This is a genomic window from Luteibacter rhizovicinus, from assembly GCF_004342265.1.
GTDB lineage: Bacteria > Pseudomonadota > Gammaproteobacteria > Xanthomonadales > Rhodanobacteraceae > Luteibacter > Luteibacter rhizovicinus_B.
Genome location: NZ_SMCS01000008.1, coordinates 164,165 through 188,525 on the forward strand (window position 1 = coordinate 164,165; position 24,361 = coordinate 188,525).

Consider the following 24,361-nt stretch of genomic DNA (forward strand, 5'->3'; position numbering starts at 1 on the left):
AAGGCTGCGGCCTGCAACACTCTCGACGAAGTGCCGGAAGTCATCGGAGCAACCTGACGGAAGTCATGCCTGTACTCATGGGGCGGTCCGAGAGGTGCGTCAGACACCTGAACGGAGTTGTAGGGCGAAACGCCGACCTATGGAAGCGGCCCGTGAACGCCCCCACCAATGATAAGGTAATCAGGCACTCAGCCGGACCCGTCCGGCTATGCCGGTCACTGCCCCAGGCAACCGGTCGAGTGCTTCGTAAACACTTGTGTACAGCGCGCCGTCCAGTCGGCGCAACCGGCCGATAAGCGAGGGCTCGCCGCGGGATTCGCCCGCGATACAGAGCCACGCTATCCACCTCGCCAGCCGGCCGCGCTCGAAAGCGGCCAGTCCGCTGAGGCTGGACCGCGCTGTAAAGGCATGGCGGCGGGCGCCCGCTCCGGTCTGCTCGATCCAAGCCGACAGCGCGCGTTGCGACTGGCGGTAGGCCGGGCTCAAGGTCAGTTCCGAAGTGGTATTGGACATAGTGAATAGGTCGCCAGGCTGTTTGGCTGGTGTTATGGAAATAACTAAACCGACGCGTATAATAAAACCATGTTTCCTGTTTGTGAAGGTGCGACCATGAACGCCAGCCCGAAAGTGAAGACCCAGGGTCCGGGGCGTCCAAAGGATATGGAGAAGCGCGCGGCCATTCTCGAAGCCGCCAAAGCGCTTTTCACGCAGGGTGGCTTCGCCGGTACCAGCATGGATGCGGTGGCCGCGGCAGCCAGCGTCTCCAAGCTCACCGTCTACAGTCACTTCGGCGACAAGGACAATTTGTTCCGCGAGGTGATCCGTTCGCACGTGCAGGATCGCCTGCCCGACGACCTGTTCTCCGCGCCGCCGGGTACCGACATCCGGGCCACGCTCACCGGCATCGCACGCCGCCATTCCGCGATGGAGACGAATTCCGAGTCGGTGGGTACCTTCCGGGCCATCCTGTCCGACTGCCAGCAGGGCGGCAATCCGCGCTTCGGGCGTCTGCTGTGGGAAGAAGGTCCGGCCCGCATGCATGCGTTGTTGCAGCGGCTCATCCAGGGCGCTGTCGAAGCCGGGCAGCTGGAGATCGCCGACGTTCCTCGCGCAACCACGCAGTTTCTCTCCCTTTTGAAGGGCGATCTGGTTCTGCGCCGTCTGTTCGGTTGCGAGGACTGCGTGGTTCAGTTCGCCGATGAGGTGACCTCCAACGCCATGGCCGCCGTCGATATGTTCCTGCGAGCCTACGCGCCCCGCGACGACGCTTAGGCGTTTCCCGTGGCGCTCGCTTACGCCACCCGCTTCGTGCTTGAATACCCGCCGAAGCGGGGGTGCCTACCAAGGCTGAGAGAGTCCCTTCGAACCTGATCCGGTTAGCACCGGTGTAGGGAGCTTCGTCCACGGCCCGCGCCCCAGCGGTAAGGCCGTGCGCGGTGCCGTCGCTTCGTCTACTCCCCAAGAGGACGCAAGCCGATGAATGCCATGCCTTCCGATCTCGCGCGTGCCGCGCAGGAACTCTCCGAAGCCGTCACCCGCCCGATACCGGGCTCTCGCAAGATCCATGTCCAGGGCAGCCGTCCGGACCTGCGCGTGCCGTTGCGCGAGATCTCGCAGGCCCAGACCCCGACGCTGTTCGGGGGCGAGGAAAATCCCCCGATCACCGTTTACGACACGTCCGGTCCGTATACCGATCCGGACTACGCCGTCGATCTGGCCGCGGGCCTGCCCCCGCTGCGTGCCGTCTGGATCGCCGAGCGCGGCGACGTCGAGCGCCTTGCCGGCCTGAGCTCGGAGTTCGGCCGCGCCCGTGCCGTCGATCCGAAGCTGGCCGCCTTCCGTTTCACCGGTCTGCGCGCGCCCTTGCGTGCGAAGGCCGGTGCCAACGTTACGCAGATGCACTATGCGCGGCGCGGCATCGTCACGCCGGAGATGGAATACATCGCCATTCGCGAAAACCAGCGCATCGAAGCGCTGCGCGACAGTGCGCTGCGCAACCAGCACCCGGGCGAAGCCTTCGGCGCTGCGCTACCGAAGCTGATCACACCCGAGTTCGTGCGCGACGAAGTCGCCCGCGGTCGCGCCATCATTCCCGCCAACATCAACCATCCGGAAGCGGAGCCGATGATCATCGGCCGCAACTTCCTCACCAAGATCAACGCGAACATCGGCAACAGCGCCGTGAGTTCGGGTATCGCCGAGGAAGTGGAAAAACTGGTGTGGTCGATTCGCTGGGGTGCCGACAACGTCATGGATCTGTCGACGGGCAAGCACATCCATGAAACGCGCGAATGGATCGTCCGCAACTCGCCGGTTCCGATCGGGACGGTGCCCATCTATCAGGCGCTGGAAAAAGTCGACGGCGTGGCCGAAGACCTCACCTGGGAGATTTTCCGCGACACGCTCATCGAACAGGCGGAGCAGGGCGTCGATTACTTCACGATCCACGCCGGCGTGCTCCTGCGGTTCGTGCCACTGACCGCGAAACGCGTCACCGGCATCGTCTCGCGCGGCGGTTCGATCATGGCGAAGTGGTGCCTCGCGCATCACCGCGAGAACTTCCTCTATACGCACTTCGAAGATATCTGCGAGATCATGAAGGCTTACGACGTGTCCTTCAGTCTCGGCGACGGCCTGCGTCCCGGCTGCATTGCCGACGCGAATGACGCCGCGCAGTTCGGTGAACTCGATACGCTTGGCGAGTTGACCCAGATCGCGTGGAAGCACGACGTGCAGGTGATGATCGAGGGCCCGGGGCATGTCCCGATGCATCTCATCAAGGAGAACATGGACCGGCAGCTCGAGAAGTGCCACGAAGCGCCGTTCTACACCCTCGGGCCGCTGACGACCGACATCGCTCCCGGTTACGACCACATCACCAGCGCGATCGGTGCGGCGATGATCGGCTGGTTCGGCACGGCGATGCTCTGCTACGTCACGCCGAAGGAGCACCTTGGCCTGCCGAACAAGCAGGACGTTCGCGACGGCATCATCGCTTACAAGATCGCCGCCCATGCCGCGGACCTGGCCAAAGGCCACCCTGGTGCGCAGGTACGGGACAACGCGCTGTCCAAAGCCCGCTTCGAATTCCGTTGGGAAGATCAGTTCAACCTGGGCCTCGATCCGGAAAAGGCGCGCGAATTCCATGACGAAACGATGCCGAAAGACGCACACAAATCGGCGCATTTCTGTTCGATGTGCGGACCGAAATTCTGTTCGATGAAGATCACGCAGGACGTCCGCGACTACGCTGCCGAACACGGCACGGAAGCGTTCGAGGCCATCGACGAAGGCATGGCGGAGAAGTCGGCCGAGTTCCGCGCGATGGGCTCTGAGGTTTACCGCAAGGCGTAAAGCCGGGTTTTTCGTGGGAGCGCGCTTGCGCGCTCCCACGGGAGCAGGCCGGGGACGTGTCGACCCCGTTGTCGAAGCGCCGATCGGGGCTCCACGGTATAAGCTTCCGGTCGACCTCACCATAGCTAAGGAAGACCCATGGAAGCGTCCACCCGGAATCCCGCAGCTCCGCGCCGTCGTCGTCCGCTGGCGACAGCGATCGTTGCGACGATCTTCGTCCTCGCGATTCTCACCCTGGGATTCATGTGGTGGTGGGATACCGAGCCGCCGCAGTTCGACCCGGTAGCCGTCACGACGGAACATATGAAATCCATCGACCGGCCCGTGAGTACCGGTGCGGTGACGACGTATACGCTGATCCGCTCCGTCGATACGCTGCTGCACAAGCGTGGCGGCTACATCAGCAACGATAAACTGCCGCCCGGTGTGTTCCTCGACAACATGCCCAACTGGGAATTCGGATCGTTGACCGCCTCGCGCGATCTCGTCCGGGCGCTGCGCAACGACTTCAGCCGTTCGCAGACCCAGTCCATCGAGGACAAGGATCTGGGCGAAGCCGATCCGCTGCTGTCCAGTCCGAACGATCGCTGGCTGCTTCCGAGTTCCGAATCGCAATACGGCAAAGCGATCGACCGGCTGGAAGGCTATCTGTCCCGCCTGGGCGACGCGGAAGGTGCGGGCGCGCATTTCTATGCACGTGCCGACAATCTCGCCGACTACCTGCAGATCGTCTCCACGCGGTTGGGCTCGCTGTCGCAGCGGCTTTCGGCGAGCGTGGGCCAGTTGCAGATCGACGCGGCACCCAGCGTCGATGCGTCCGGCAAGCCGGTACCCGCGGGCGGTCAGATCGTCCGGACGCCGTGGAGCAAGATCGACGACAACTTCTATGAAGCCCGTGGCTATACCTGGGCATTGCTCGAACAACTGAAAGCCATACGCCAGGACTTCGGACCGATCCTGCGCAGCAAGAATGCCGATGCCGGATTGCAGCAGGTGATTCGCGAACTGGAAGAGTCCCAGAAAGCGTTGGGCAGTCCGGTGGTGCTGAATGGTTCGCCGTTCGGATTCTTCGCCAATCATTCGCTCGTGATGGCGAACTACATCTCGCGGGCCAATGCAGCGATCATCGACTTGCGGGCGTTGCTGGCGCGGGGGTGACTTCTCTCTGGTCCCCGGACTTTCGTTGAGAACCTAAAAGCAGGTTTTTCACGCCTTTTCGGGGGGCGGCTCGGCTTTGCCATCGCGGTAGCGCTCGGACGCCTCGGGGAGAGCCGTCGGCCACCACCCTCGACGCTCCGGCTTCACCGTCGCTCGGGAAGGGAGAGCCGCTTTGCGGCTTTTGTCTGATGGCTGCGCCCCGTCGCGCCCGCGCTGTGGGCGGGGGTTTTTGATTCGGCCTCCCTGCCTCAGCAAAAACGGCGGACCGTCCAGGTCCGCCCCCTGCGGGCCTTTTCCGCCCGCCGCGCTCGGTTGCGCAAGTCGCGTCGAGGGTGGTGGCCGACGGCTCTGCCGAACGCTGCGGTCACGTGGAGGAAAGCATGGCGTCGACGTATGGGTGTAGCTGACCGCATGCCGGTCAGCTACACCCACGTGCTCGGCTCGTGCTCTGCCCACAGCCAACCGCAATCGACGGTGCCGTGGCCGGGTTGGCCCTTGGGGCCGCCTTAGCCGAGGGCCGCGATGCCTAGTGACGGAGCGGAGGCGGCGCTACGGCCCGCTCCCGCAGGGACGGCGCCGAAGGCCCCAAGGGCCAACCCGGCCACGGCTTCCCCGACGCACGAGCGTGAGGCGGCCATCTTTAACCGGAGAGCGGCCAGACACGTCAGGCCGTCCCCGCTAATGCGAGAAGAACCTAAAAAAGGCGCCCCGAGGGACGCCTTTCCATTACTTGTTGTCGGCGATATAGCGCTTCATGCCGGCTTCGATCTCGGCCTTCGCCTCGTCGGCGCCGACCCAACCGTCGATCTTGACCCACTTGCCCTTCTCCAGGTCCTTGTAGTGCTCGAAGAAGTGGCCGATGCGCTCCAGCCAGTGGCCGGAAACTTCCTTGATGTCCTTGATGTGCGAATAGCCCGCGAACACCTTGGAGATCGGCACGACGACCAGCTTCTCGTCGGCGCCGGCTTCGTCGGTCATCTTGAGCATGCCGACCGGATGGCAGCGAATGACCGAGCCCGGGACCAGCGGCAGGGGAAGGATGACCAGCGCGTCCAGCGGATCGCCGTCGCCACCCAGGGTGCCCGGCACATAGCCGTAGTTGCAGGGATAGCGCATCGGGGTCGAAAGGATGCGGTCGACGAAGATGGCGCCGCTTTCCTTGTCGACTTCGTACTTGACCGGCTCGGCGTCTTTCGGAATCTCGATGATGACGTTGATTTCGTTCGGCACGTCACGGCCGGCTGGAACGAGATGGAGGCCCATGGGCATTCCTTGGATTCGGTGGGGAAAAGTTGGCCGACAAGGATACCAAAACAAGGCGGGGCGCCGTCTGGCGCCCCGCACAGGACCCATCCGGGGGGCGGATTACTTCAGGTGATCCCACAGATAGGTGTACGCCAGTGCCGACATAAATGCGGCCTGCTTGTTGTCCGCCGCGGCCCCATGGCCACCCTCGATGTTCTCGTACAGGCTGGCGTCGAAGCCCATGGACTGCATTTCCGCGGCCATCTTCCGGGCGTGGACGGGCCCTACCCGGTCGTCCCGGGTCGAGGTTGTGAAGAGGACCGGCGGGTACTTGGTGCCGGCTTTCACGTTCTGGTACGGGGAGAAGGTCTGGATATAGGCCCATTCGTCGGCCTTGTCCGGATCGCCGTACTCGGCCATCCAGGAGGCACCCGCCGACATGTGCGTATAACGCTTCATGTCGAGCAGGGCGACCTGGCTGACCACCGCACCGTACAGCTGGGGATACTTCGTCAGCATGTTGCCGGCCAGCAGGCCGCCATTGCTGCCGCCCATCATGCCCATGTGCTTCGGCGTGGTGATCTTGCGGTCGATCAGGTCCTGCGACACCGCCGCGAAGTCCTCGTAGGCGCGCGGACGATTCGCCTTCAGCGCCGCCTGGTGCCAGCGCGGACCGTATTCGCCGCCGCCGCGGATATTGGCGATGACGTAGACGCCGCCCTTATCCAGCCACGCGCGGCCGACGCTGCCCGAATAGGCGGGTTGCAGCGAAATTTCGAAGCCGCCGTAGCCGTAGACGAGCGTTGGATTGTTTCCGTCGGCCTTCATCGACTTCGGTGCGATCTCGAAATAGGGCACGCGAGTGCCGTCCTTCGATGTGACGAAGTGCTGGCTCACGGCGTACTTCGACGCATCGAAGAACGCCGGGCTGTGCTTCAGCGCTTCCTGTTTGCCCTGGCCGAGCGTGCCGTAGTACAGCGTCGTGGGCTGGAGGAAGCCGCTCACGGTGAGGAAATACTCGTCGGTATCGTCAGCGTCGATGCCGCCCGCCTGCACCGTACTGAGCGCGGGCGCGCCACCCAGCGTTTCGCGTTTCCACGGGCCGTTCGCTTCCGGCGTGAGTACCTCGATGCTGCTGACCACATCGCGCATCACGTTGACGAGCAGGTGGTGACGCGTCCACGAATAGCCGGCCAGCGAACTATGGGCGTCGGGTTCGAACAGGACGGCGATATCGCGCTTGCCGGCCATGAAATCGTCGAATTTCGCCGCCAGCAGCGAGCCGGACGCGTACGTCTTGCCGTTCACGGTCCATGCCGTGCGCGGTTCGATCAACAGCCATTCGCGTTGGACGTCGGTGGTCGCATCGTTCGGCACGTCGATGCGCGTGAGCTTGCCGTCCTTGCCGCGAACATACGTCTCGCTGTTGTAGAACTCGAGCGCACGCTGGACGAAGTCGCGTTCGAAGCCAGGCGTACGATCCCGAAAGGCGGAGATCGACATGTCCGTCGGCTTGCCTTCGTATACCGTCGTGGCGGACGCGAGCGGCGTGCCGCGCTTCCATTCCTTGACGATGCGCGGATAGCTCGACGTCGTCATGGAGCCCGGCCCGAAATCGGTGGCCACGTAGATGTGGTCTTCGTCGATCCATGCGACCTGGCTCTTGGCCTCGGGTAGCGTAAAGCCGTCGGCGATGAAGGTCTTCGTGACAAGGTCGAATTCACGCACCACGTCTGCGTCGGCACCGCCGCGCGACAGCGATACCAGGCAGCGGCGGTAATCCGGCTTCAGGCACTGCGCACCGTGCCATACCCAGTTTTCCTTCTCGCTGGCGGCGAGCGCGTCGATGTCGACGACCGTTTCCCAGGCGGGCTTGTCCTTGCGGTACTCGGCCAGCGTCGTGCGTCGCCACAGTCCCTTCGGATGCTGCTTGTCGCGCCAGACATTGTAGAAATGGTCGCCGACCTTGTTGACCATCGGAATCTTCGCATCCGAGTCCAGCACTTCGAGCAGCCGCGACTGCAATGTCGAGAATTCGGGGCCGGAGGCGTACTTGCCGACGGTGTCGGCATTGCGTGCCTTGACCCAGTCGAGCTGCTTCGCGCCGTCGATATCGTCGAGCCAGAGGTTGGGATCGTCGCTCGCGGGCGTGGCCGCCGGGGCGGAGGAGGTTTTCGGGGCATCGTGTGCGTGGGTCATGCCACCCAAGGTAAGGGCGACGGCCAGCGCAATCCAGCGTCGGTGCATGGTGACTCCGTATTCGAGCGGAATTCCAACAATAGCGGAGACCCCACCTGCTTTACCCATGACTTTCGGGACAGGACGGGCGAAGTCGGGCGCCGGTCCGTAGATCGCACCCGAAAGAAAGGCCGGAGAAACGTCAGGTTTCTCCGGCCTTTTGGATGGCGCCCGATCGGGTCAGCGCCCGATCAGAGCAACGGCACCAGCAGCAGCGCCACGATGTTGATGATCTTGATCAACGGGTTCACCGCCGGGCCGGCCGTATCCTTATACGGATCGCCGACGGTGTCGCCGGTAACCGCCGCTTTGTGTGCGTCGGAACCTTTGCCGCCAAGATGGCCGTCTTCGATATATTTCTTCGCGTTGTCCCATGCACCGCCGCCGGTGGTCATGGAAATGGCGACGAAGAGGCCGGTGACGATCGTACCGATCAGCACGCCGCCCAGCGCCTGCGCACCGGCTTCCGCGCCGCCGAGTGCCTTGAAGCCGAAGACGACGACTACCGGCACCAGCACCGGCAGCAGTGACGGGATCAGCATTTCCTTGATGGCCGAGCGGGTCAGCATATCGACGGCGCGCGAGTAATCGGGCTTCGTCGTGCCTTCCATGATGCCTTTGATCTCGCGGAATTGCCGACGGACTTCTTCCACCACCGATCCCGCCGCGCGACCGACGGCCTCCATCGCCATGGCGGCGAACAGATAGGGAATCAGGCCGCCTATCAGCAGACCGATGATGACGTAGTGGTTCGACAGATCGAAACGGATTTCCGCACCGCCAAAGTGCTCGCTGAGGTTGTGCGTGTAGTCGGCGAACAGGACCAGCGCCGCGAGACCGGCCGAACCGATCGCATAGCCCTTGGTGACGGCCTTCGTCGTGTTGCCGACCGCGTCGAGAGGATCGGTCACGCCGCGTACTTCGGGCGGCAGGTCGGCCATTTCCGCGATGCCGCCGGCGTTATCGGTGATCGGTCCGTAAGCGTCCAGCGCGACGATCATGCCCGTCATGCTCAGCATGGCCGTAGCGGCGATGGCGATACCGTAAAGACCAGCCAGTTCGAAAGCGCCCCAGATCGCGGCGCAGACGGCCAGCACCGGAAGCGCGGTGGACTTCATGGAAACGCCCAGTCCCGCGATGATATTCGTCGCATGACCGGTAGTGGACGACTGTGCGACATGACGTACCGGTGCGTACTCGGTCGCCGTGTAGTACTCGGTGATGACGACCATGGCACCGGTCAACACCAGGCCGATGAGCGCGCAGCCGTAGAGGTGTCCTACGCCGTAAGCCGAGTCGCTCATCAACGCTTTCGTGATGGGCCAGAAAGCGATGGCTGCAAGCAGTGCCGAGACGAACACGCCCGCGTACAGCGCATTCATGATTTTGCCGCCGCGCGTTTTCACGAAGAACGTGCCGATGACCGACGCGACGATCGATGCGCCGCCGAGTACCAGCGGAAACAGTACGCCGGAAGGACCGGTCTGCGCGGCCATGATGCCGCCGAGCAGCATCGTGGCGATCAGCGTCACCGCATACGTCTCGAACAGATCCGCGGCCATGCCGGCGCAGTCGCCCACGTTGTCGCCCACGTTGTCGGCGATCACGGCCGGATTGCGCGGGTCGTCTTCGGGAATGCCCGCTTCGACTTTGCCGACCAGATCGGCCCCCACGTCGGCACCCTTGGTGAAGATGCCGCCGCCAAGGCGCGCGAAAATGGAAATCAGCGACGATCCGAATGCCAGGCCGACGAGTGCATGCAGGGCGTGCGTCTGTTCATAGCCCAGATGGCGCAGCACGCCGTAGTAACCCGCGACGCCCAGCAAGCCGAGGCCGACCACCAGCATTCCGGTAACGGCGCCGCCGCGGAAGGCGACGGTCAGGGCAGAAGAAAGGCCGCTTCTGGCGGCCTCTGCGGTACGGACATTGGCACGAACCGAAACGTTCATGCCGATGTAGCCAGCGGCCCCCGAGAGCAGCGCCCCCAGCGCGAACCCGATCGCGGTACCCCATTCGAGGAAGACGCCCAGCAGCAGGAACAAGACGATGCCGACGGCACCGATCGTGGCGTACTGGCGGTTGAGGTAGGCGCGTGCGCCCTCCTGGATAGCGTCGGCGATCTCCCGCATTCGCTCGTTGCCGGGCGATTGCGCCAGCACCCAGCGTACGGACAATGCCCCGTACACAATCGCAACGACCGCACATCCCAGCGCGATCCATAAACCGTACTGCTGCAGCATCGAAGCCTCCCCGAATTGTAGGAGCCCGCATGGGGCCCGGAGCCGTGCGCATGGCACGGCTGGTCCGAGTATAGGCAGGGGAGGCGGGGAGGAGTGTTGTGCGCTGCGCAAGACAAACGAAAACGCGGCGCCCCGAAGGACGCCGCGAAGGGATCGATCGCAGCGATTTTTACTGCGACTGCGAGACGATATCCGCGATCACGCCCGTGGTGATGGCGATCAGCAGGAAATCGTTACTGTCCGAACGCACCCAGTGATAGCCACGAGGTGGCTCGCGCAACCGGTACGAGCGATAGTCGTTCACGACGTAGTCGTCGCGACGGTACACATCGGGCGCACGGTGGCCGCGCTCCCAATGACCGCCATGATCGGGCGGCGGACCCCGGCGCTCGGCGCGATTGTCATAGCGATCGTCGTGTCGATCGCCGTTGCGGTTGCCATTGTCGTGGCGATCGCCTCGCTGGTCGCCTCGTTGATCGTCCCTCTGACCGCCTCGCTGGTCGTCGCGATGATCGCCCCGCTGCTGATCCTGGTCTTGCTGGGGACGATCCTGGGCGAAGACCGGCGCGGCAGCGCCGACGACGGCAAGGCAGAGGAACGCACGGGTAAGCATTTTCATATCGATGTCTCCATAAACCCGCTTTAGCGGGTAGCGATATCGAGGATCACGCCCGTCGCGATGGCGACAAGCAGGAAATCGTTATTGTCCGAACGCACCCAGTGATAGCCACGCGGCGGCGGACGCAGGCGGTAGCCCCGATAGTCGTAAACGATATACCGGGGACCGTCATAGCGATGTCCACGTTCCCAGTGGCCATAGTGGCCGTAATAACGCGGCGGAGGCGGGCGGTTGTAGTAGTAGCCCGGCGGCGGACGGTGCGCATAGCCGTCGTGACGCCAGCCACGGTCGTCGTAACGGCGATCGTGACGACGATCGTCACGGCGGTCGTCGCGTCGATCGTATCCATGCCGGTCGTGATCGCGCCCATGGTCGTCGTCGCGTGGCTGTGCGTTCGCTACGGAAACGGCAGCGACGCAAAGGGCCAGGCTGGCAAGGGCGGTACGCAGAATACTCATCCGGGTCTCTCCTTCCGGTCGCGATGACCGGCGACTCGCATCCTAGGAATGCCAACCTGAACGAGGAACAAGAAGTTGCGAAGTGCCTTTATTTAAACGTCAGGTAGCAAAACAACCGTTCAGCGAATCGAGCCGGGATGGAACTCGAGCGACAGTGACGATGGGCGGCCGTCGAGGCTTAGCGCCGTGCGCTTCTCGGGAGTCCGTGCGACGACCCGGCCCGCACGAACGACCGCCAGCCGCGTCGCCTTCAGGCGAATCGCCTCGAACGGATCGCTGGCCTGCAACAGCACGAGGTCGGCGCGGCAACCCGGTTCCAGACCGTAATCGGCGAGTCCGAGGATGCGGGCGGGATTGACGGTCACGGCGTCGAATGCGCGCCGCACGCCCCGTTCGCTGGTCATCTGCGCGACGTGCAAACCGACCGATGCCACGTCGAGCATGTCGCCCGAACCCATGCCGTACCAGGGGTCCATCACGCAGTCGTGTCCAAAGGCGACGGTTACGCCGGCATCCATCAGCTCCGGCACGCGGGTCATGCCGCGGCGCTTCGGATATGTGTCGTGCCTGCCTTGCAGCGTGATGTTGATGAGCGGGTTGGCGACGGCGTGTACGCCCGCTTCCGCGATCAGCGGCAGCAGCTTCGAAACATAGTAGTTATCCATGGAATGCATGGACGTCAGATGCGATCCGGTGACGCGCCCCTGCAAGCCTGTACGCACGGTTTCCGCCGCGAGCGTTTCGATATGCCGAGACATCGGATCGTCCGATTCGTCGCAGTGCATATCGACGGTCAGGCCGCGTTCGGCGGCCAGTTCGCACAACCAGCGGATCGATGCGGCGCCGTCGGCCATGGTCCGTTCGAAATGCGGAATCCCGCCGACCACGTCGACACCCATGTCCAGTGCCCGGACGAGATTGCGTTGCGCGTTCGGTGAACGCAGCAGTCCGTCCTGCGGGAACGCGACCAGTTGCAGATCGATCCACGGCGCGACGCGACGTTTGACGTCCAGCAGTGCTTCGACGGCGAGCAGGCGATCGTCGCAGACATCGACGTGGCTGCGGATGGCGAGCAGGCCCTGCGCGACCGCCATGTCGCAATAAGCCATGGCGCGCGCGGCGATGGCTTCGACGGTGAGGTCGGGTTTCAGTTCGCCCCATAGCGCGATGCCTTCCAGCAGCGTGCCCGACGCGTTCAGTCGCGGAAGGCCGAGGGACAGCGTGGCGTCCATATGGAAGTGCGCGTCGACGAAAGGCGGTGTGACAAGGCGGCCCGCCGCGTCGATTTCTTCCGTCCCCATGGCAGGCAACGAAGGTTGCACCGCGACGATCCGTCCTTGCTGCATGCCGATGTCGATGCCGGTGCGGCCGTCGGGGAGGGTGGCGTTGCGGAGGATCAGATCCATGGGCTCAAGCTTTGTCGAATGTGGGGATGAATGTAGGGCGCGAGCGTCGCGTGCGTTTGCCCTCTGTGGGAGCGCGCCTGCGCGCGATAGACGTCTCGGTGCACCGTAACGTCTATCGCGCGCAGGCGCGCTCCCACATGGATATTTTCGACGGTTACCCCGCCTTGAACGCCCTCAGCTTCTTCGGCACCGGGGTATTGCGCAGCGTCACATACATCGGCAGACCATCCGTTCCATACGGAGGCGGTGCCTCGCCCTGAATCAGCGGTGCAAGATAACGCCGTGCGGCCGCCGTAATGCCGAAGCCATCCTTCGACATGAAGTTCTTCGGCATCTTCTTTTCATGGTTGGCGATCTTCTGCAACGGGGCCGCTTCGATCTTCCATTTGTACGGCTCGTCGGACAGGCGCACGATGACCGGCATCACGGCGTTCAGCCCTTCGGCCGCGAATTCGACCGCCGCCTTGCCGACGGCATAGGCCTGGTCGGCATCGGTCTTCGATGCCAGGTGGCGCGCGGAGCGCTGAAGATAGTCGGGCAGGGCCCAGTGATATTTGTAGCCAAGTTTCTCGCGCACCAGCGCGGCAAGGATCGGCGCGGCGCCGCCCAGCTGTGCGTGGCCGAACGCATCGCGCGCGCCCGATTCGGCGAGGAACGTACCTTCCGGATTCTTCACGCCTTCGGAAACCACGACCGTGCAGTAACCCACGCGCTCCACGGTCGCCTTGACCTTCGCGAGGAAGGCCGTCTCGTCGAAGACGTTTTCGGGGAACAGGATGATATGCGGCGCCTGGTCGGCGCCCTGACCGGCGAGCCCGGCCGCCGCCGCGATCCAGCCGGCATGCCGGCCCATGACCTCGATGATGAAGACCTTGGTCGAGGTCTCGGCCATGGATGCGACGTCGAGACTCGCCTCGCGTACGGATACCGCGGTGTATTTCGCCACCGACCCGAAGCCGGGGCAGGTATCCGTCACCACCAGATCGTTGTCGATCGTCTTGGGGACGCCGATGCAGTTCACGTCGTAGCCCAGCGAGTGGCCGATCTGGGAGACCTTGTACGCGGTGTCCGCCGAGTCGTTGCCGCCGTTATAAAGAAAGGTGCGGATGTCGTGCGCGCGAAATACCTCGATCAGGCGCTCGTACTCGGCCCGGTTTTCCTCCAGCGATTTGAGCTTGTAACGGCACGAGCCGAACGCGCCGCCCGGCGTGTGCCGAAGCGCGGCGATGTTCGCTTTCGCCTCCTTGGAGGTGTCGATGAGGTCTTCGCGCAGCGCCCCGAGGATGCCGTTCCGGGCGGCATAGACCTTGATGCCCTTGTCCCGGGCGGTTTCGATGACGCCGGCCGCCGTGGCATTGATGACGGCGGAAACGCCGCCGGACTGGGCGTAGAGGAGTTTTCCCTGGGCCATGCGTCGGTTCCTTTCGGGAGAGTGGAAGAGTCCTGTCGAGGGTAGCGCGACAGCACGTCTACAAGACAACGGTTTGACGGGGGGCAGGCGCTCCCGTTACTTTGACAGCCATTTTCTTGGGTTCGGCGACCGGCAAGCCCGGCCGTCGACGTTATGGAGCATTATGCGACTCGTGCTACTCGGTGCGCCCGGTTCGGGCAAGGGCACCCAGGCTACCCGCCTCAAAGACCAGCTCGGCATTCCGCACATCTCCACGGGCGATCTGCTTCGCGCCGAGGTGAAGGCGGGGACGGACCTCGGCCTGAAAGCCAAGGCCATCATGGATGCCGGCAACCTTGTCGCGGACGAAATCCTGCTGGGCATGCTGAAGTCGCGTCTCGCGCAGGACGACGCCAAACCGGGTTTCATCCTCGACGGCTATCCGCGCAACCTCGTACAGGCCGACGCGCTCGACAGCCTGCTGGCCAGCATCGGACAGCCGCTCGACGTCGTCATCAAGCTCGAAGTGCCGGGCGAGGCGATCATCGATCGCTGCAAGATCCGTTTCGAGCAGGAAGGCCGCGCCGATGACAATCCGGAAACGGTGAAGAAGCGCCTCGACATCTACGCCGACCAGACAGCACCGGTCGCTAACTTCTACGCCCAGCGCGGGAAGCTGAAGGAAGTGAACGGCGTCGGCGAACTCGACGAAGTGACGCAGCGTATCCTCGGCGTCCTGGCGACAGGCACCGCCGCCGCCAACGGCTGATCGCACGATCCGTCGCCCAGGGCGGCGGATCGTTCTCCGGAGCGCGACCCAGCGCCCGGATATTTCGGAAAGCACACAAGCATGCGTCTGCACATCCTCGGTATCTGCGGTACGTTCATGGGTGGCGTCGCCGCGCTCGCACGCGAACTTGGCCTGACCGTCGAAGGCTCCGACGCCAACGTCTATCCGCCCATGAGCGACCAGCTCGAGGCGCTCGGCATCGGCCTGATGCAGGGCTATAGCGCCGACCATCTCAAGCCCGCGCCCGATCTGGTCGTCGTAGGCAACGCGATGGTGCGCGGCAATCCGGCGGTCGAGTACATGCTCGACGAAGGCATGTCCTACGTTTCCGGGCCGCAGTGGCTGGGCGAAACCCTGCTGGGCGGACGTCAGGTGCTGGCTGTGGCCGGCACGCATGGCAAAACCACGACGACGAGCCTGCTGGCGCACCTGATGGAAAGTGCGGGGCTGGCACCCGGCTTCCTCATCGGCGGCGTGCCCGGCAACTTCGGTGTGTCCGCGCGCATGGGGACGGGCAAGGCATTCGTGATCGAGGCCGACGAATACGATTCGGCGTTCTTCGACAAGCGCTCGAAGTTCGTGCATTACCGGCCGCGCATCGCGATCCTCAACAATCTGGAATACGACCACGCCGACATCTTTCCCGACGTCGCCTCTATCCAGCGTCAGTTCCATCACCTGGTACGCACGGTGCCGCGCAGCGGCCGGCTGATCGTCAACGCCGAGGACCGCTATCTGGCGGAAGTGCTGGCCATGGGCGCGTGGACACCGGTGGAAACCTTCGGTATCGACAGCGGCGACTGGCGTGCCGAGGCGATCGCCGCGGACGGCTCGCACTTCCGCGTGCTGCGCGGTGGCGTCGTGCTGGGCGAGATCCGCTGGGCGTCGCTCGGCCGGCACAACATGATGAATGCGCTGGCTGCTCTGGCGGCGGCAACGGCGGCAGGCGCCGATCCGGTCGCGCTGCTTCCCGCGTTCGCCCGTTTCGAAAGCGTCAAGCGCCGTATGGAACTCATCGGCGAGCGGAGCGGCGTCACCGTATACGACGACTTTGCGCATCACCCGACGGCTATCGCGACGACACTGGCTGGATTGCGCGCGCGGGTTGGCACGTCGCGCATCGTCGTGGCGCTGGAGCCGCGTTCGAACTCCATGCGACTGGGTGCCCATGCCGACGCGCTCGCACCGTCGCTGGTCGATGCCGATAGCGTCCTGTTCCTGCATCGACCCGAGCTTCCCTGGGATGCGGGAAAGATCACCGGCGCGCTCGGCGGCCGCGGCCATACGGCACCGTCGGTCGACGAACTGGTGGCGAGGCTGGCGGCCGAAGCACGCCCGGGCGACCAGGTGGTATTCATGTCAAACGGCGGGTTCGAAGACGCTCCGCGACGCTTCTTCGAAGCATTGAAGGCGGGTTAGACTGGTGGGCATGGCTGCGACCACGCCCGCGCTCGATTTACCGCTATTCCCGCTGTCCAGCGTCCTGTTTCCGGGCGGGCAGCTGCAACTGCGTATCTTCGAACCCCGTTACCTCGACCTGGTGCGCGAATGCGCGCGGACGGGCGGAAGTTTCGGCGTATGCATGATCCTGGAAGGCCGCGAAGCGGGATTGCCCGCCGTGCCGGCTGCCGTTGGCACGCTGGCCACCATTACCGACTTCCATTCCCGCGAGGACGGCCTGCTTGGCATCGTCGCCGACGGTGGCCGCCGGTTTCGCGTCACCCGCACGCGGGTGCGTTCGGACGGCCTGGTGCGCGGCGACGTGAGTCCGTGGGTGGATGAAGAACTGATTCCCGTACCGCCGGAATTCGGCTTGTTGCCCACCATCCTCGAGCGACTCGCGGAACAGATGGCGCCATCCTGGCAGAAGACCGACCGAAACCGCTACGACGATGCGAGCTGGGTCGGGTTCCGGCTTTCCGAATTACTTCCGCTCGACCCGAACGAATGCCAGCACATGCTGGAACTCGACGACCCCCTGCAAAGGCTCGCGGAATTGCGCGACATCCTGCCGCGCTTCCAGCGGCCCTGACGATAAGGAACATCCCGATGTCCACCCTGGCGGGCAAGACCCTCTTCATCACCGGCGCATCGCGCGGTATCGGCCTGGCGATCGCGCTGCGTGCCGCGCGCGACGGTGCCAATATCGTGATTGCCGCCAAGAGCAGCGTCGCGAATCCGAAATTGCCCGGCACCATCCACACGGCAGCGGCCGAGATCGAAGCGGCTGGCGGCCATGCGCTGCCGCTGAAAGTGGACATCCGCGATGAGGACGAAGTAAAGGCTGCGGCGGCTGCTGCTGCCGATCGCTTCGGCGGCATCGACATCGTCGTGAACAACGCGAGCGCGATCTGGCTCGCCGGTGTCGAAGGTACGCCGATGAAACGCTTCGACCTGATGCAGCAGGTGAACACGCGCGGCACGTTCCTGACGACGCAGGCCTGCCTGCCGTATCTGAAGAAGTCGGACAATCCGCATGTGCTGATGCTTTCGCCGCCGCCGAGCATCGATCCGAAATGGTTCGCGCCGCACACGGCTTACACCATCGCGAAGTTCGGCATGAGCCTTTGCGTGCTCGGCATGAGTCCGGAGTTCGCGCCCATGGGCATCGCGGTCAACGCGCTCTGGCCGCGCACCGTGATCGCTACCGCCGCGATCGCTATGATCGACGGCGTTCGCCCGGAAAACTGCCGTACGCCGGATATCGTGGCCGATGCCGCACACGCGATCCTCACGCGTCCCGCAAGATCTTTCACCGGTCAGTTCTGCATCGACGAAGCCATCCTTCGCGAAAGCGGCACTACGGATTTCGATCGCTACGCCGTCTCTCCCGGCCAGCCGCTGCTTCCCGATTTGTTCCTCTAACGCCCTTTCCTTACACCTTAATGTCGATGGCGAAACCTTATGGCTAGCGCTTTTGGCGTATGGCCGCGTTCACACGATTGGGTATAACGTCAAAATCCATGGCGACGAGTGGTTGGCACTCGTGCTGGGGTGGGGCTGGCCGGTGTAACAGGGGATACCGGCGGCAGGTCTAGGATGTGCCCGCGTGACGCCGGCAGGCCGCGTCGGGCGAGGAGCAGGCATGTCGCGCGAGGTAGTCTCGGGGCGTTGCGTCGTTTGGATTGGCAGGCCATCCGCCGAAGAGCACTTCGGTCTGATTCGCGCTGGATGGCGAACGCTGGTTGCCGAACCCGGTCGGGGCGATGCGGAAACAAACGGCTGTTCGGACGCCGTACTGGTGGTGGTCGACCTGCGCTCCGCGGCGGTCGAAGCCCTCGCCGTACTCGATCGCGTGCTGGACGGTCGCAGCCTGCCCTGGGTCGCCATTGTCGGCGTCCATCGGTCGCGCAGCGATCCGCGTGTTGACCGGCGCCTTACGGAGGCCGCCGAACTGATCGTCGGTCCGGCGGGCATGGCGGTGCTCAATCAGGCGCTGGCCCGCGCCATAGGACTGGCTGTCGTGCCCCCCACCGCGGACGACGAGCAGCTTGCGGTGATGACCGGAAGCAGTCCGGCGATCCATGCCTTGTCCCGCAACGTTCGTAAATTCGCGCCGGTGGAATTGCCGCTGCTGATTACGGGCGAAACCGGCACGGGCAAGGAGATGGCGGCGCGCGCGCTGCATCGCCTGTCCCCGCGTGGCAATCGCCCGTTCGCGGCCATCAATTGCGGGGCACTCCCCGCGAACCTCGTCCAGTCCGAACTGTTCGGGCATGAGCGCGGCTCGTTCACCGGCGCGACCGCACGGCGTATCGGTCACTTCGAAGCGGCCGATGGCGGCACCGTTTTCCTTGACGAGATCGGAGATCTGCCGCTGGATGCACAGACCAATCTGCTGCGATTCCTGCAGGAGGGCACGCTGGAGCGCATCGGTAGCTGTCAGTCGATTCATGTGGACGTGCGCGTGCTGGCGGCGACGCACGTCGATCTGGAAAAAGCCGTGTCGCAAGGGCGTTTTCGCGAAGATCTGTTCTATCGCCTGAATGTACTTCGTTTGCGCATGCCGCCGTTGCGCGAGCGTACGGGCGACATAGAACTGCTGGCCCAGCATTTCCTGGAGACCTTCCGCGAAAGCTACGGCACCCGGGCGCGCGCTTTCAGCAGCAATGCGCGACGGGCCATGAATGCTTTCTCGTGGCCGGGCAATGTTCGCGAACTGATGAACCGCGTGCAGCGCGCCGCCGTGGTGGCGGACGATGCGTTGATTACGCCGGAAGATCTGGAACTGACCGGCGAGCAGCTCACCGGGACGAACGACAGTCTGGGCAGCGCGCGTATTTCCGCCGAGCGCGAAGCCATCATGGATTGCCTGCGTGCCAGTGCATTTAACGTAAGCGAGTGCGCACGCCGCCTGCGCGTGTCACGCGTAACGGTCTATCGCCTGTGCAAGAAACACCAGCTGACGTTGGACCAGCTGAGGTAGCAAGGCGTCGAGCTTGCGCCGAGAGAGACCCCCGGTCCGGTAAGGACCGGGAGTTCCCGTTCGATCTCCCGGCTTGGCAGGGTCGTCGGGAGAACAAACACCGTATTCGCCGCGCGAGAGCAGGCCTCCACGCGACGCTGGGGGCAAGTTAATAGCGAGCAAGCGTTGTGCCATTCTCGTAAGTAATTGATTTGGTGGTTCTTGGCCGGTTGGCATAGGCCATGTGGTCTACGTCGTGCCTTGCCGCCGCTGTTACACCGTCGGCTCGCAAGGGCCGTCAGGGCTGCGTTTGAGGGGCATCGGGACGCTGTCTCAGTCCTGTTACAGCGCCTTGTTACATGGACAACGCGTTGTCGTCGCGTCCTCCGCCTTATACGATGAGGGTTCCAGCGCCGTGCCGGGCGGTCTTCAGACCCAACGCGCACCGCCGTACTGGGACCTACGGGTCGATGTCGGACTGCAGCGTACCGTGCGACCGCTTTTGTTCCTGTTGAGATTCCGGCGCTGCAGCCGGAGTCGGGAGTTGTCCATGTCTGATCCCCAAGCCACCGACCTCCTCGGGCTCGGCAAGCGTTACTGGCTGTCTGTCTACCGTCCCCGCGACGTGGTGCTCGACCACGGCAAGGGCGCGCGAGTCTGGGATACCGAGGGGCGCGACTATGTCGATTTCGGCGCCGGCATCGCGGTGAACGCGCTGGGCCACCAGGACCCGGATATGGTCGCCGCGCTGGTCGACCAGGCGCACAAGCTCTGGCACGCCAGCAACGTTTTCTATTCCGAGCCGCCGCTGCGGCTTGCCGAGGAAATCGTCAACGCGGCACCGTTCGCCGAGCGCGTCTTCCTGTGCAATTCCGGTACGGAAGCGAACGAGGCGGCGATCAAGCTCGTGCGCAAATGGGCCACCGCGCAGGGACGTACGCCGGACAAGCGTGTGATCGTCACGTTCCGCGGTTCGTTCCACGGGCGCACGCTGGCAGCGGTTACCGCGACGGCGCAGCCGAAATACCAGGAAGGCTACGAGCCGCTTCCGGGTGGATTCCGCTATGTCGAATTCAACGATGTCGCCGCGCTGGAAGAGGCGTTCTCGCATGGCGACGTCGCGGCGGTGATGCTCGAGCCGGTGCAGGGCGAGGGCGGCGTGATGCCGGCCGCGGCCGGTTTCCTCGCGAAGGTTCGCGAACTGTGCGATGCGAACGACGCGCTGATGGTGCTGGACGAAATCCAGTGCGGCATGGGACGCACGGGTACGTTGTTCGCGCATACGCACGACGGCGTGACGCCGGACATCGTCACACTGGCGAAGGCACTCGGCGGCGGCTTCCCGATTGGCGCGATGCTGGTGGGGCCGAAGGTGTCCGAAGTGATGCAGTTCGGCGCGCACGGTACGACCTTCGGCGGCAACCCGATGGCTGCGGCCGTCGCGCGCGTGGCGCTGCGCAAGCTGGCCTCGCCCGAGGTGCTGCTGAATGTGGAGCGTCAGGCCAACGATCTTCGCACCGGTCTGGCGAAGCTCAACACCGAGTACCATTTGTTTTCGGAAGTGCGCGGTCGCGGCCTGATGATCGGTGCGGTACTGGACACGGCTTATAAGGGACGTGCTGGCGAGATCCTCGATATCGCCGCCGCACACGGACTGCTGGTATTGCAGGCCGGTCCCGACGTGTTGCGTTTCGTGCCGCCGTTGACGATCACCGATGAAGAAGTGGCCGAGGGCCTGTCGCGCCTGGATGCGTCGCTGGCGGAATTCGTCCGGTTGTCGGCGGTAGCGTAAGGCGCGTAAGACTGCCCGATTGCCGGCCACCCCTGTGGGAGCGCGCCTGCGCGCGATAGACGTTTCGGTGTATCGATGCGTCTATCGCGCGCAGGCGCGCTTCCACAGAACCGTCGTTATCGTTACGCGGCCACAAGCCTGAACGCCTCACGCGCCGCATCCAGCGTTTGCGCGATCGCATTGTCGTCATGCGCACTGGAAACGAAGCCCGCTTCGAACGCCGACGGCGCCAGATACACGCCGCGATCCAGCATGGCATGGAAGAACCGGTTGAAAGCGCCGACATCGGCCTTCGTTGCCTGCTCGTAGCTCTCGACCGTTTCCGACGTAAAGAACAGACCGAACATGCCGCCCACGCGATTCACGCTGAAAGGGGTGCCGGTTTCGGCAGCCACGGCGACCAGACCGTCGGTAAGCAGGCGCGCGCGCGCGGCGAGACGTTCGTAGAAGCCTTCTTCGCGGATGAGTTCGAGCATCGCCAGACCCGCGGCCATCGCCACGGGATTTCCCGACAGGGTGCCTGCCTGATAAATCGGACCGGACGGTGCGATCTGCTGCATCAGGTCGCGACGGCCGCCGTATGCGCCCACCGGCATGCCGCCGCCGATAATCTTGCCGAAGCAGGTCAGGTCCGGCATGATGCCGTAATGCGCCTGCGCGCCGCCCAGTGCCACGCGGAAGCCCGTCATCACTTCGTCGAAGATCAGCAGCACGCCGTGTTGTGTGCACAGGTCGCGCAGCGCCTGCAGATAGCCGTCCTTCGGCGGAATGCAGTTCATGTTGCCGGCGACCGGTTCGATGATGAGGCAGGCGATGTCGTTACCTTGTTCGGTGAACAGGGTCCGAGCCGCGTCGATGTCGTTATACGGCAGCGTAAGCGTGAGATCGGCCGAGGCCTTGGGGACGCCGGGCGATGTCGGCACGCCGAAAGTCAGTGCGCCGGATCCGGCCTTCACCAGGAAGCTGTCGCCGTGCCCGTGATAGCAGCCTTCGAACTTCACGATCTTCGATCGCCCCGTGGCGCCGCGTGCGAGACGGATGGCCGACATCGTCGCTTCGGTGCCCGAATTGACCATGCGCACCATTTCTATGGAGGGCACGAGCGAGACGATCGTCTCGGCCATCGTCACTTCGGCGGGGCAGGGCGTGCCGAACGACAGGCCGTCGCGCACCGCGCGTTCCACGGCTTCGCGTACGCGTGGATGGTTATGGCCGACGATCATGGGGCCCCACGAGCCGACGTAGTCGATATAGCGCTTGCCTTCCACGTCCCAGAGGAACGGACCATCGGCGCGGGCGGTAAAGAACGGTTCGCCGCCGACGGATTTGAAAGCGCGCACGGGCGAGTTCACGCCGCCGGGAAGCACGGCCTGCGCGCGCTGGAAGAGTTCGTGATTGCTGGTCATGCGGAGAATCCGTGCGTGGTATCGAAAATATCGGCGAAGCGGCGCGTTGCCGTCTGGATGTCGTCCGCGGAAAAGATGGCGGAAACGACGGCGACATAGTTGGCGCCCGCGTCGACGAGCAAGTGCGCATTGTCGACGGTGATTCCCCCGATCGCCACTAGCGGGAGACCCAGTGCGGCTGCTTGCCGCAGAACGTCGAGCGGCGCCCGCCGGGCGTTGGGCTTCGTCGGCGAGGGGAAGAACGCACCGAAGGCGATGTAATCCGCGCCTGCCGCGGCCATGTCGCGGCCACGCTGGATCGAGTCGTAGCAGGACACGCCGACGATCGCGTCCGGACCAAGCGTTGCCCTTGCGGCCGCGATATCGCCGTCTTCCGCGCCGAGGTGAACGCCCGCGCCCACCCGTGCGGCCAGGGCCACATCGTCGTTCACGATGAAAATGGCGTCATACCGGGCGCAGATGCTCGACAGTTCCGAGGCTTCCGCGAGACGGCGGCTCGCATCGGTGGTCTTGTCGCGGTATTGCAGTATCCGCGCACCGCCGGCAAGGGCCGCCTCCACGGCGGCGAACAGGTCGTCGCGCGGGCCATCCGTGACGGCGTACACGCCCTTTCCGGCCAGGCGGTGCTTCGTTGTTAGGTTCATGACATGCGAATCCGTGGAATGTGGCGCGCTTTCGTCGCTGCGCCGGGAATGACAGAATGGAAGACTTTCCAGCACAGCGACAATACGCCCGCCATGAGCACGAGCACGCCCGATTCCGTCACCCTTCGCAAATGGATGTGCGTGGTGTGTGGCTTCATCTATGACGAGGCACTGGGCCTTCCGGAAGAGGGTCTTGAGCCCGGTACGCGTTGGGAGGACATCCCCGACACCTGGACATGCCCGGACTGCGGCGTGACCAAGGACGACTTCGAAATGGTCGAAATGGACTAAAAGCGGGATATTCCCGCGATCGGGGATGAGGCGGCCATTGTTTCGCCTCATCCCGTCACATATACCGCCGCTCGAACTGTTTACATGGTGCTGCGCACGCAACGTGCGTCAAGTGGAAGACCGCCGCCATGCAGAGATTCATCCCCTTCGACGACCAGTGGAGCGAGCTCGATGCCCTCGATCCGGCTCTGTTCGTGCCATATCACGTGGGGATTCCGTGCGAACACGGCCTGGGACAGGGTGTTCAGCGCACCGTGCCCGGGTCGCCGTCGATCGTCAGCGGTTCGCCGATCTTCAGTCCCAGCCGTGCCGCGGTGCCTGCGGGAAGCTCCAGTACGTAACGGGCCATGCCGTCGCTGGGATAGGTCGCGCAGGGGTCCGCCTTGCAGGGCGGCACGTTCAGCTGCATCGAGACCAGCTTGCGGTCCTTGCCGAAGTACAGGATATCCAACGGTATAAGCGTGTTCTTCATCCAGAACGAGCGCGGCTCGTCGTCCGGGAAGACGAAAAGCATGCTGTGGCCGGCCGCCAGCTCCTTCCGATTCATCAGGCCGAGCTCGCGTGTAGCGTCGTCCGTCGCGAATTCGGTCGAAAACGTCGCGCCGTGCAATGTTACGGACGGCGTGGTGGCCGCGTGTGCCGCAAGGGGAACGAGCAGCAGCATGGAAAGAAGGGCCCGCTTCGTCATCGCCATACCTAATAGGTGTCTGTAAGGGTTCTGCAGTGTATCGCGCGACTTTTTTTCAGAAAGATGTAAATGCCCTCTTCACAGATCTAAATTCTCGGGTTATTCTTTCAATCCCTCGCCGGAAACGCCTCTGTGCGAAGGGTTTCGCTCCGCCAACGACCTCGAAAAAAAGATTGCTGAGGGTGTTGACGGAAACGAAAAAAACGCTAGAATGGGCGGCTCACCTCGGGACGAAAT

General features: G+C 64.0%; 21 protein-coding genes, 1 pseudogene and 1 riboswitch. Of the genes and pseudogenes, 11 read left to right on the forward strand and 11 right to left on the reverse strand.

Going from position 1 to position 24,361, the window contains the following annotated elements; genetic code table 11:
- Positions 1-180 precede the first annotated feature (180 nt).
- On the reverse strand, positions 181-513 hold the full coding sequence (locus EC912_RS17085) for a hypothetical protein (protein ID WP_132146478.1): 333 nt from the start codon (positions 511-513) through the stop codon (positions 181-183).
- Positions 514-609: 96 nt separating this feature from the next.
- On the opposite strand from EC912_RS17085, the gene EC912_RS17090 reads away from it, so the two are divergent.
- The 3 genes from EC912_RS17090 (at position 610) to EC912_RS17100 (ending at position 4,512) form a co-directional block, all read left to right on the forward strand.
- Positions 610-1,272: a TetR/AcrR family transcriptional regulator gene (locus EC912_RS17090; RefSeq protein ID WP_132146481.1), complete on the forward strand. Its 663-nt coding sequence runs from the start codon at positions 610-612 to the stop codon at positions 1,270-1,272.
- Between the two features lie 48 nt (positions 1,273-1,320).
- Positions 1,321-1,411, forward strand: a riboswitch (TPP riboswitch).
- Between the two features lie 65 nt (positions 1,412-1,476).
- Complete coding sequence (thiC, locus tag EC912_RS17095; protein WP_132146484.1) at positions 1,477-3,354, forward strand: phosphomethylpyrimidine synthase ThiC; 1,878 nt, start codon at positions 1,477-1,479, stop codon at positions 3,352-3,354.
- Between the two features lie 138 nt (positions 3,355-3,492).
- On the forward strand, positions 3,493-4,512 hold the full coding sequence (locus EC912_RS17100) for a DUF2333 family protein (RefSeq protein WP_132146487.1): 1,020 nt from the start codon (positions 3,493-3,495) through the stop codon (positions 4,510-4,512).
- 726 nt (positions 4,513-5,238) lie between these two features.
- Here the strand turns inward: EC912_RS17100 and ppa are convergent.
- From ppa to EC912_RS19550, 4 genes and pseudogenes are all read right to left on the reverse strand, one after another.
- Positions 5,239-5,775 (reverse strand): inorganic diphosphatase, encoded by a 537-nt coding sequence (gene ppa, locus EC912_RS17105; RefSeq protein WP_132146490.1) that lies wholly within the window; start codon positions 5,773-5,775, stop codon positions 5,239-5,241.
- 102 nt (positions 5,776-5,877) lie between these two features.
- Entirely contained in the window at positions 5,878-7,956 is a 2,079-nt protein-coding gene (locus EC912_RS17110) for a prolyl oligopeptidase family serine peptidase (protein WP_243649338.1), read from the reverse strand.
- Between the two features lie 230 nt (positions 7,957-8,186).
- Complete coding sequence (locus tag EC912_RS17115; protein WP_132146495.1) at positions 8,187-10,235, reverse strand: sodium-translocating pyrophosphatase; 2,049 nt, start codon at positions 10,233-10,235, stop codon at positions 8,187-8,189.
- 169 nt (positions 10,236-10,404) lie between these two features.
- A pseudogene (locus EC912_RS19550) lies at positions 10,405-10,569 on the reverse strand (RcnB family protein); the annotation flags it as partial.
- A gap of 21 nt (positions 10,570-10,590) precedes the next feature.
- Between EC912_RS19550 and EC912_RS19555 the strand changes: the two are divergent.
- Complete coding sequence (locus EC912_RS19555; RefSeq protein WP_207906881.1) at positions 10,591-10,881, forward strand: hypothetical protein; 291 nt, start codon at positions 10,591-10,593, stop codon at positions 10,879-10,881.
- Here the strand turns inward: EC912_RS19555 and EC912_RS17125 are convergent.
- From EC912_RS17125 to EC912_RS17135, 3 genes are all read right to left on the reverse strand, one after another.
- Positions 10,878-11,312, reverse strand: a complete 435-nt coding sequence (locus EC912_RS17125) for an RcnB family protein (protein WP_132146501.1) — start codon at positions 11,310-11,312, stop codon at positions 10,878-10,880. The two genes, EC912_RS19555 and EC912_RS17125, sit on opposite strands and share 4 nt — an antisense overlap.
- A 119-nt stretch (positions 11,313-11,431) precedes the next feature.
- The gene (locus EC912_RS17130; protein WP_132146504.1) at positions 11,432-12,718 is read right to left on the reverse strand and encodes an amidohydrolase family protein; all 1,287 of its coding nucleotides are present in this window, start codon (positions 12,716-12,718) and stop codon (positions 11,432-11,434) included.
- A gap of 154 nt (positions 12,719-12,872) precedes the next feature.
- The gene (locus EC912_RS17135; protein WP_132146506.1) at positions 12,873-14,129 is read right to left on the reverse strand and encodes a 6-phosphofructokinase; all 1,257 of its coding nucleotides are present in this window, start codon (positions 14,127-14,129) and stop codon (positions 12,873-12,875) included.
- A 163-nt stretch (positions 14,130-14,292) separates the two neighbouring features.
- Here EC912_RS17135 and EC912_RS17140 point away from each other — a divergent pair, with 163 nt between their 5' ends.
- From EC912_RS17140 to EC912_RS17165, 6 genes are all read left to right on the forward strand, one after another.
- Positions 14,293-14,877 carry an adenylate kinase gene (locus EC912_RS17140; protein ID WP_132146508.1) on the forward strand — a complete coding sequence of 195 codons (585 nt, stop codon included), beginning with the start codon at positions 14,293-14,295 and terminating at the stop codon, positions 14,875-14,877.
- Between the two features lie 81 nt (positions 14,878-14,958).
- Positions 14,959-16,317, forward strand: a complete 1,359-nt coding sequence (gene mpl, locus EC912_RS17145) for a UDP-N-acetylmuramate:L-alanyl-gamma-D-glutamyl-meso-diaminopimelate ligase (RefSeq protein WP_132146511.1) — start codon at positions 14,959-14,961, stop codon at positions 16,315-16,317.
- A gap of 10 nt (positions 16,318-16,327) precedes the next feature.
- Entirely contained in the window at positions 16,328-16,930 is a 603-nt protein-coding gene (locus EC912_RS17150) for an LON peptidase substrate-binding domain-containing protein (protein WP_132146513.1), read from the forward strand.
- A gap of 17 nt (positions 16,931-16,947) precedes the next feature.
- Complete coding sequence (locus tag EC912_RS17155) at positions 16,948-17,763, forward strand: SDR family oxidoreductase (RefSeq protein ID WP_132146515.1); 816 nt, start codon at positions 16,948-16,950, stop codon at positions 17,761-17,763.
- A 220-nt stretch (positions 17,764-17,983) separates the two neighbouring features.
- The gene (locus tag EC912_RS17160) at positions 17,984-19,324 is read left to right on the forward strand and encodes a sigma-54 interaction domain-containing protein (RefSeq protein ID WP_132146518.1); all 1,341 of its coding nucleotides are present in this window, start codon (positions 17,984-17,986) and stop codon (positions 19,322-19,324) included.
- A 529-nt stretch (positions 19,325-19,853) separates the two neighbouring features.
- Complete coding sequence (locus EC912_RS17165) at positions 19,854-21,095, forward strand: acetylornithine transaminase (protein WP_132146521.1); 1,242 nt, start codon at positions 19,854-19,856, stop codon at positions 21,093-21,095.
- Between the two features lie 122 nt (positions 21,096-21,217).
- Here the strand turns inward: EC912_RS17165 and hemL are convergent, their stop codons facing one another.
- Both hemL and thiE read right to left on the reverse strand, forming a co-directional pair.
- Positions 21,218-22,501, reverse strand: a complete 1,284-nt coding sequence (hemL, locus tag EC912_RS17170) for a glutamate-1-semialdehyde 2,1-aminomutase (protein ID WP_132146524.1) — start codon at positions 22,499-22,501, stop codon at positions 21,218-21,220.
- Complete coding sequence (gene thiE / locus EC912_RS17175; RefSeq protein WP_132146527.1) at positions 22,498-23,145, reverse strand: thiamine phosphate synthase; 648 nt, start codon at positions 23,143-23,145, stop codon at positions 22,498-22,500. Before thiE ends, hemL begins: the two co-directional genes overlap by 4 nt.
- A 93-nt stretch (positions 23,146-23,238) precedes the next feature.
- Between thiE and EC912_RS17180 the strand changes: the two genes are divergently transcribed.
- The gene (locus EC912_RS17180; protein ID WP_132146530.1) at positions 23,239-23,436 is read left to right on the forward strand and encodes a rubredoxin; all 198 of its coding nucleotides are present in this window, start codon (positions 23,239-23,241) and stop codon (positions 23,434-23,436) included.
- A gap of 244 nt (positions 23,437-23,680) precedes the next feature.
- On the opposite strand, the gene EC912_RS17185 is transcribed toward EC912_RS17180, so the two are convergent.
- Positions 23,681-24,124, reverse strand: coding sequence for a DUF192 domain-containing protein (locus tag EC912_RS17185; RefSeq protein ID WP_132146533.1), 444 nt, complete (start codon positions 24,122-24,124; stop codon positions 23,681-23,683).
- Between the last annotated feature and the right edge of the window lie 237 nt (positions 24,125-24,361).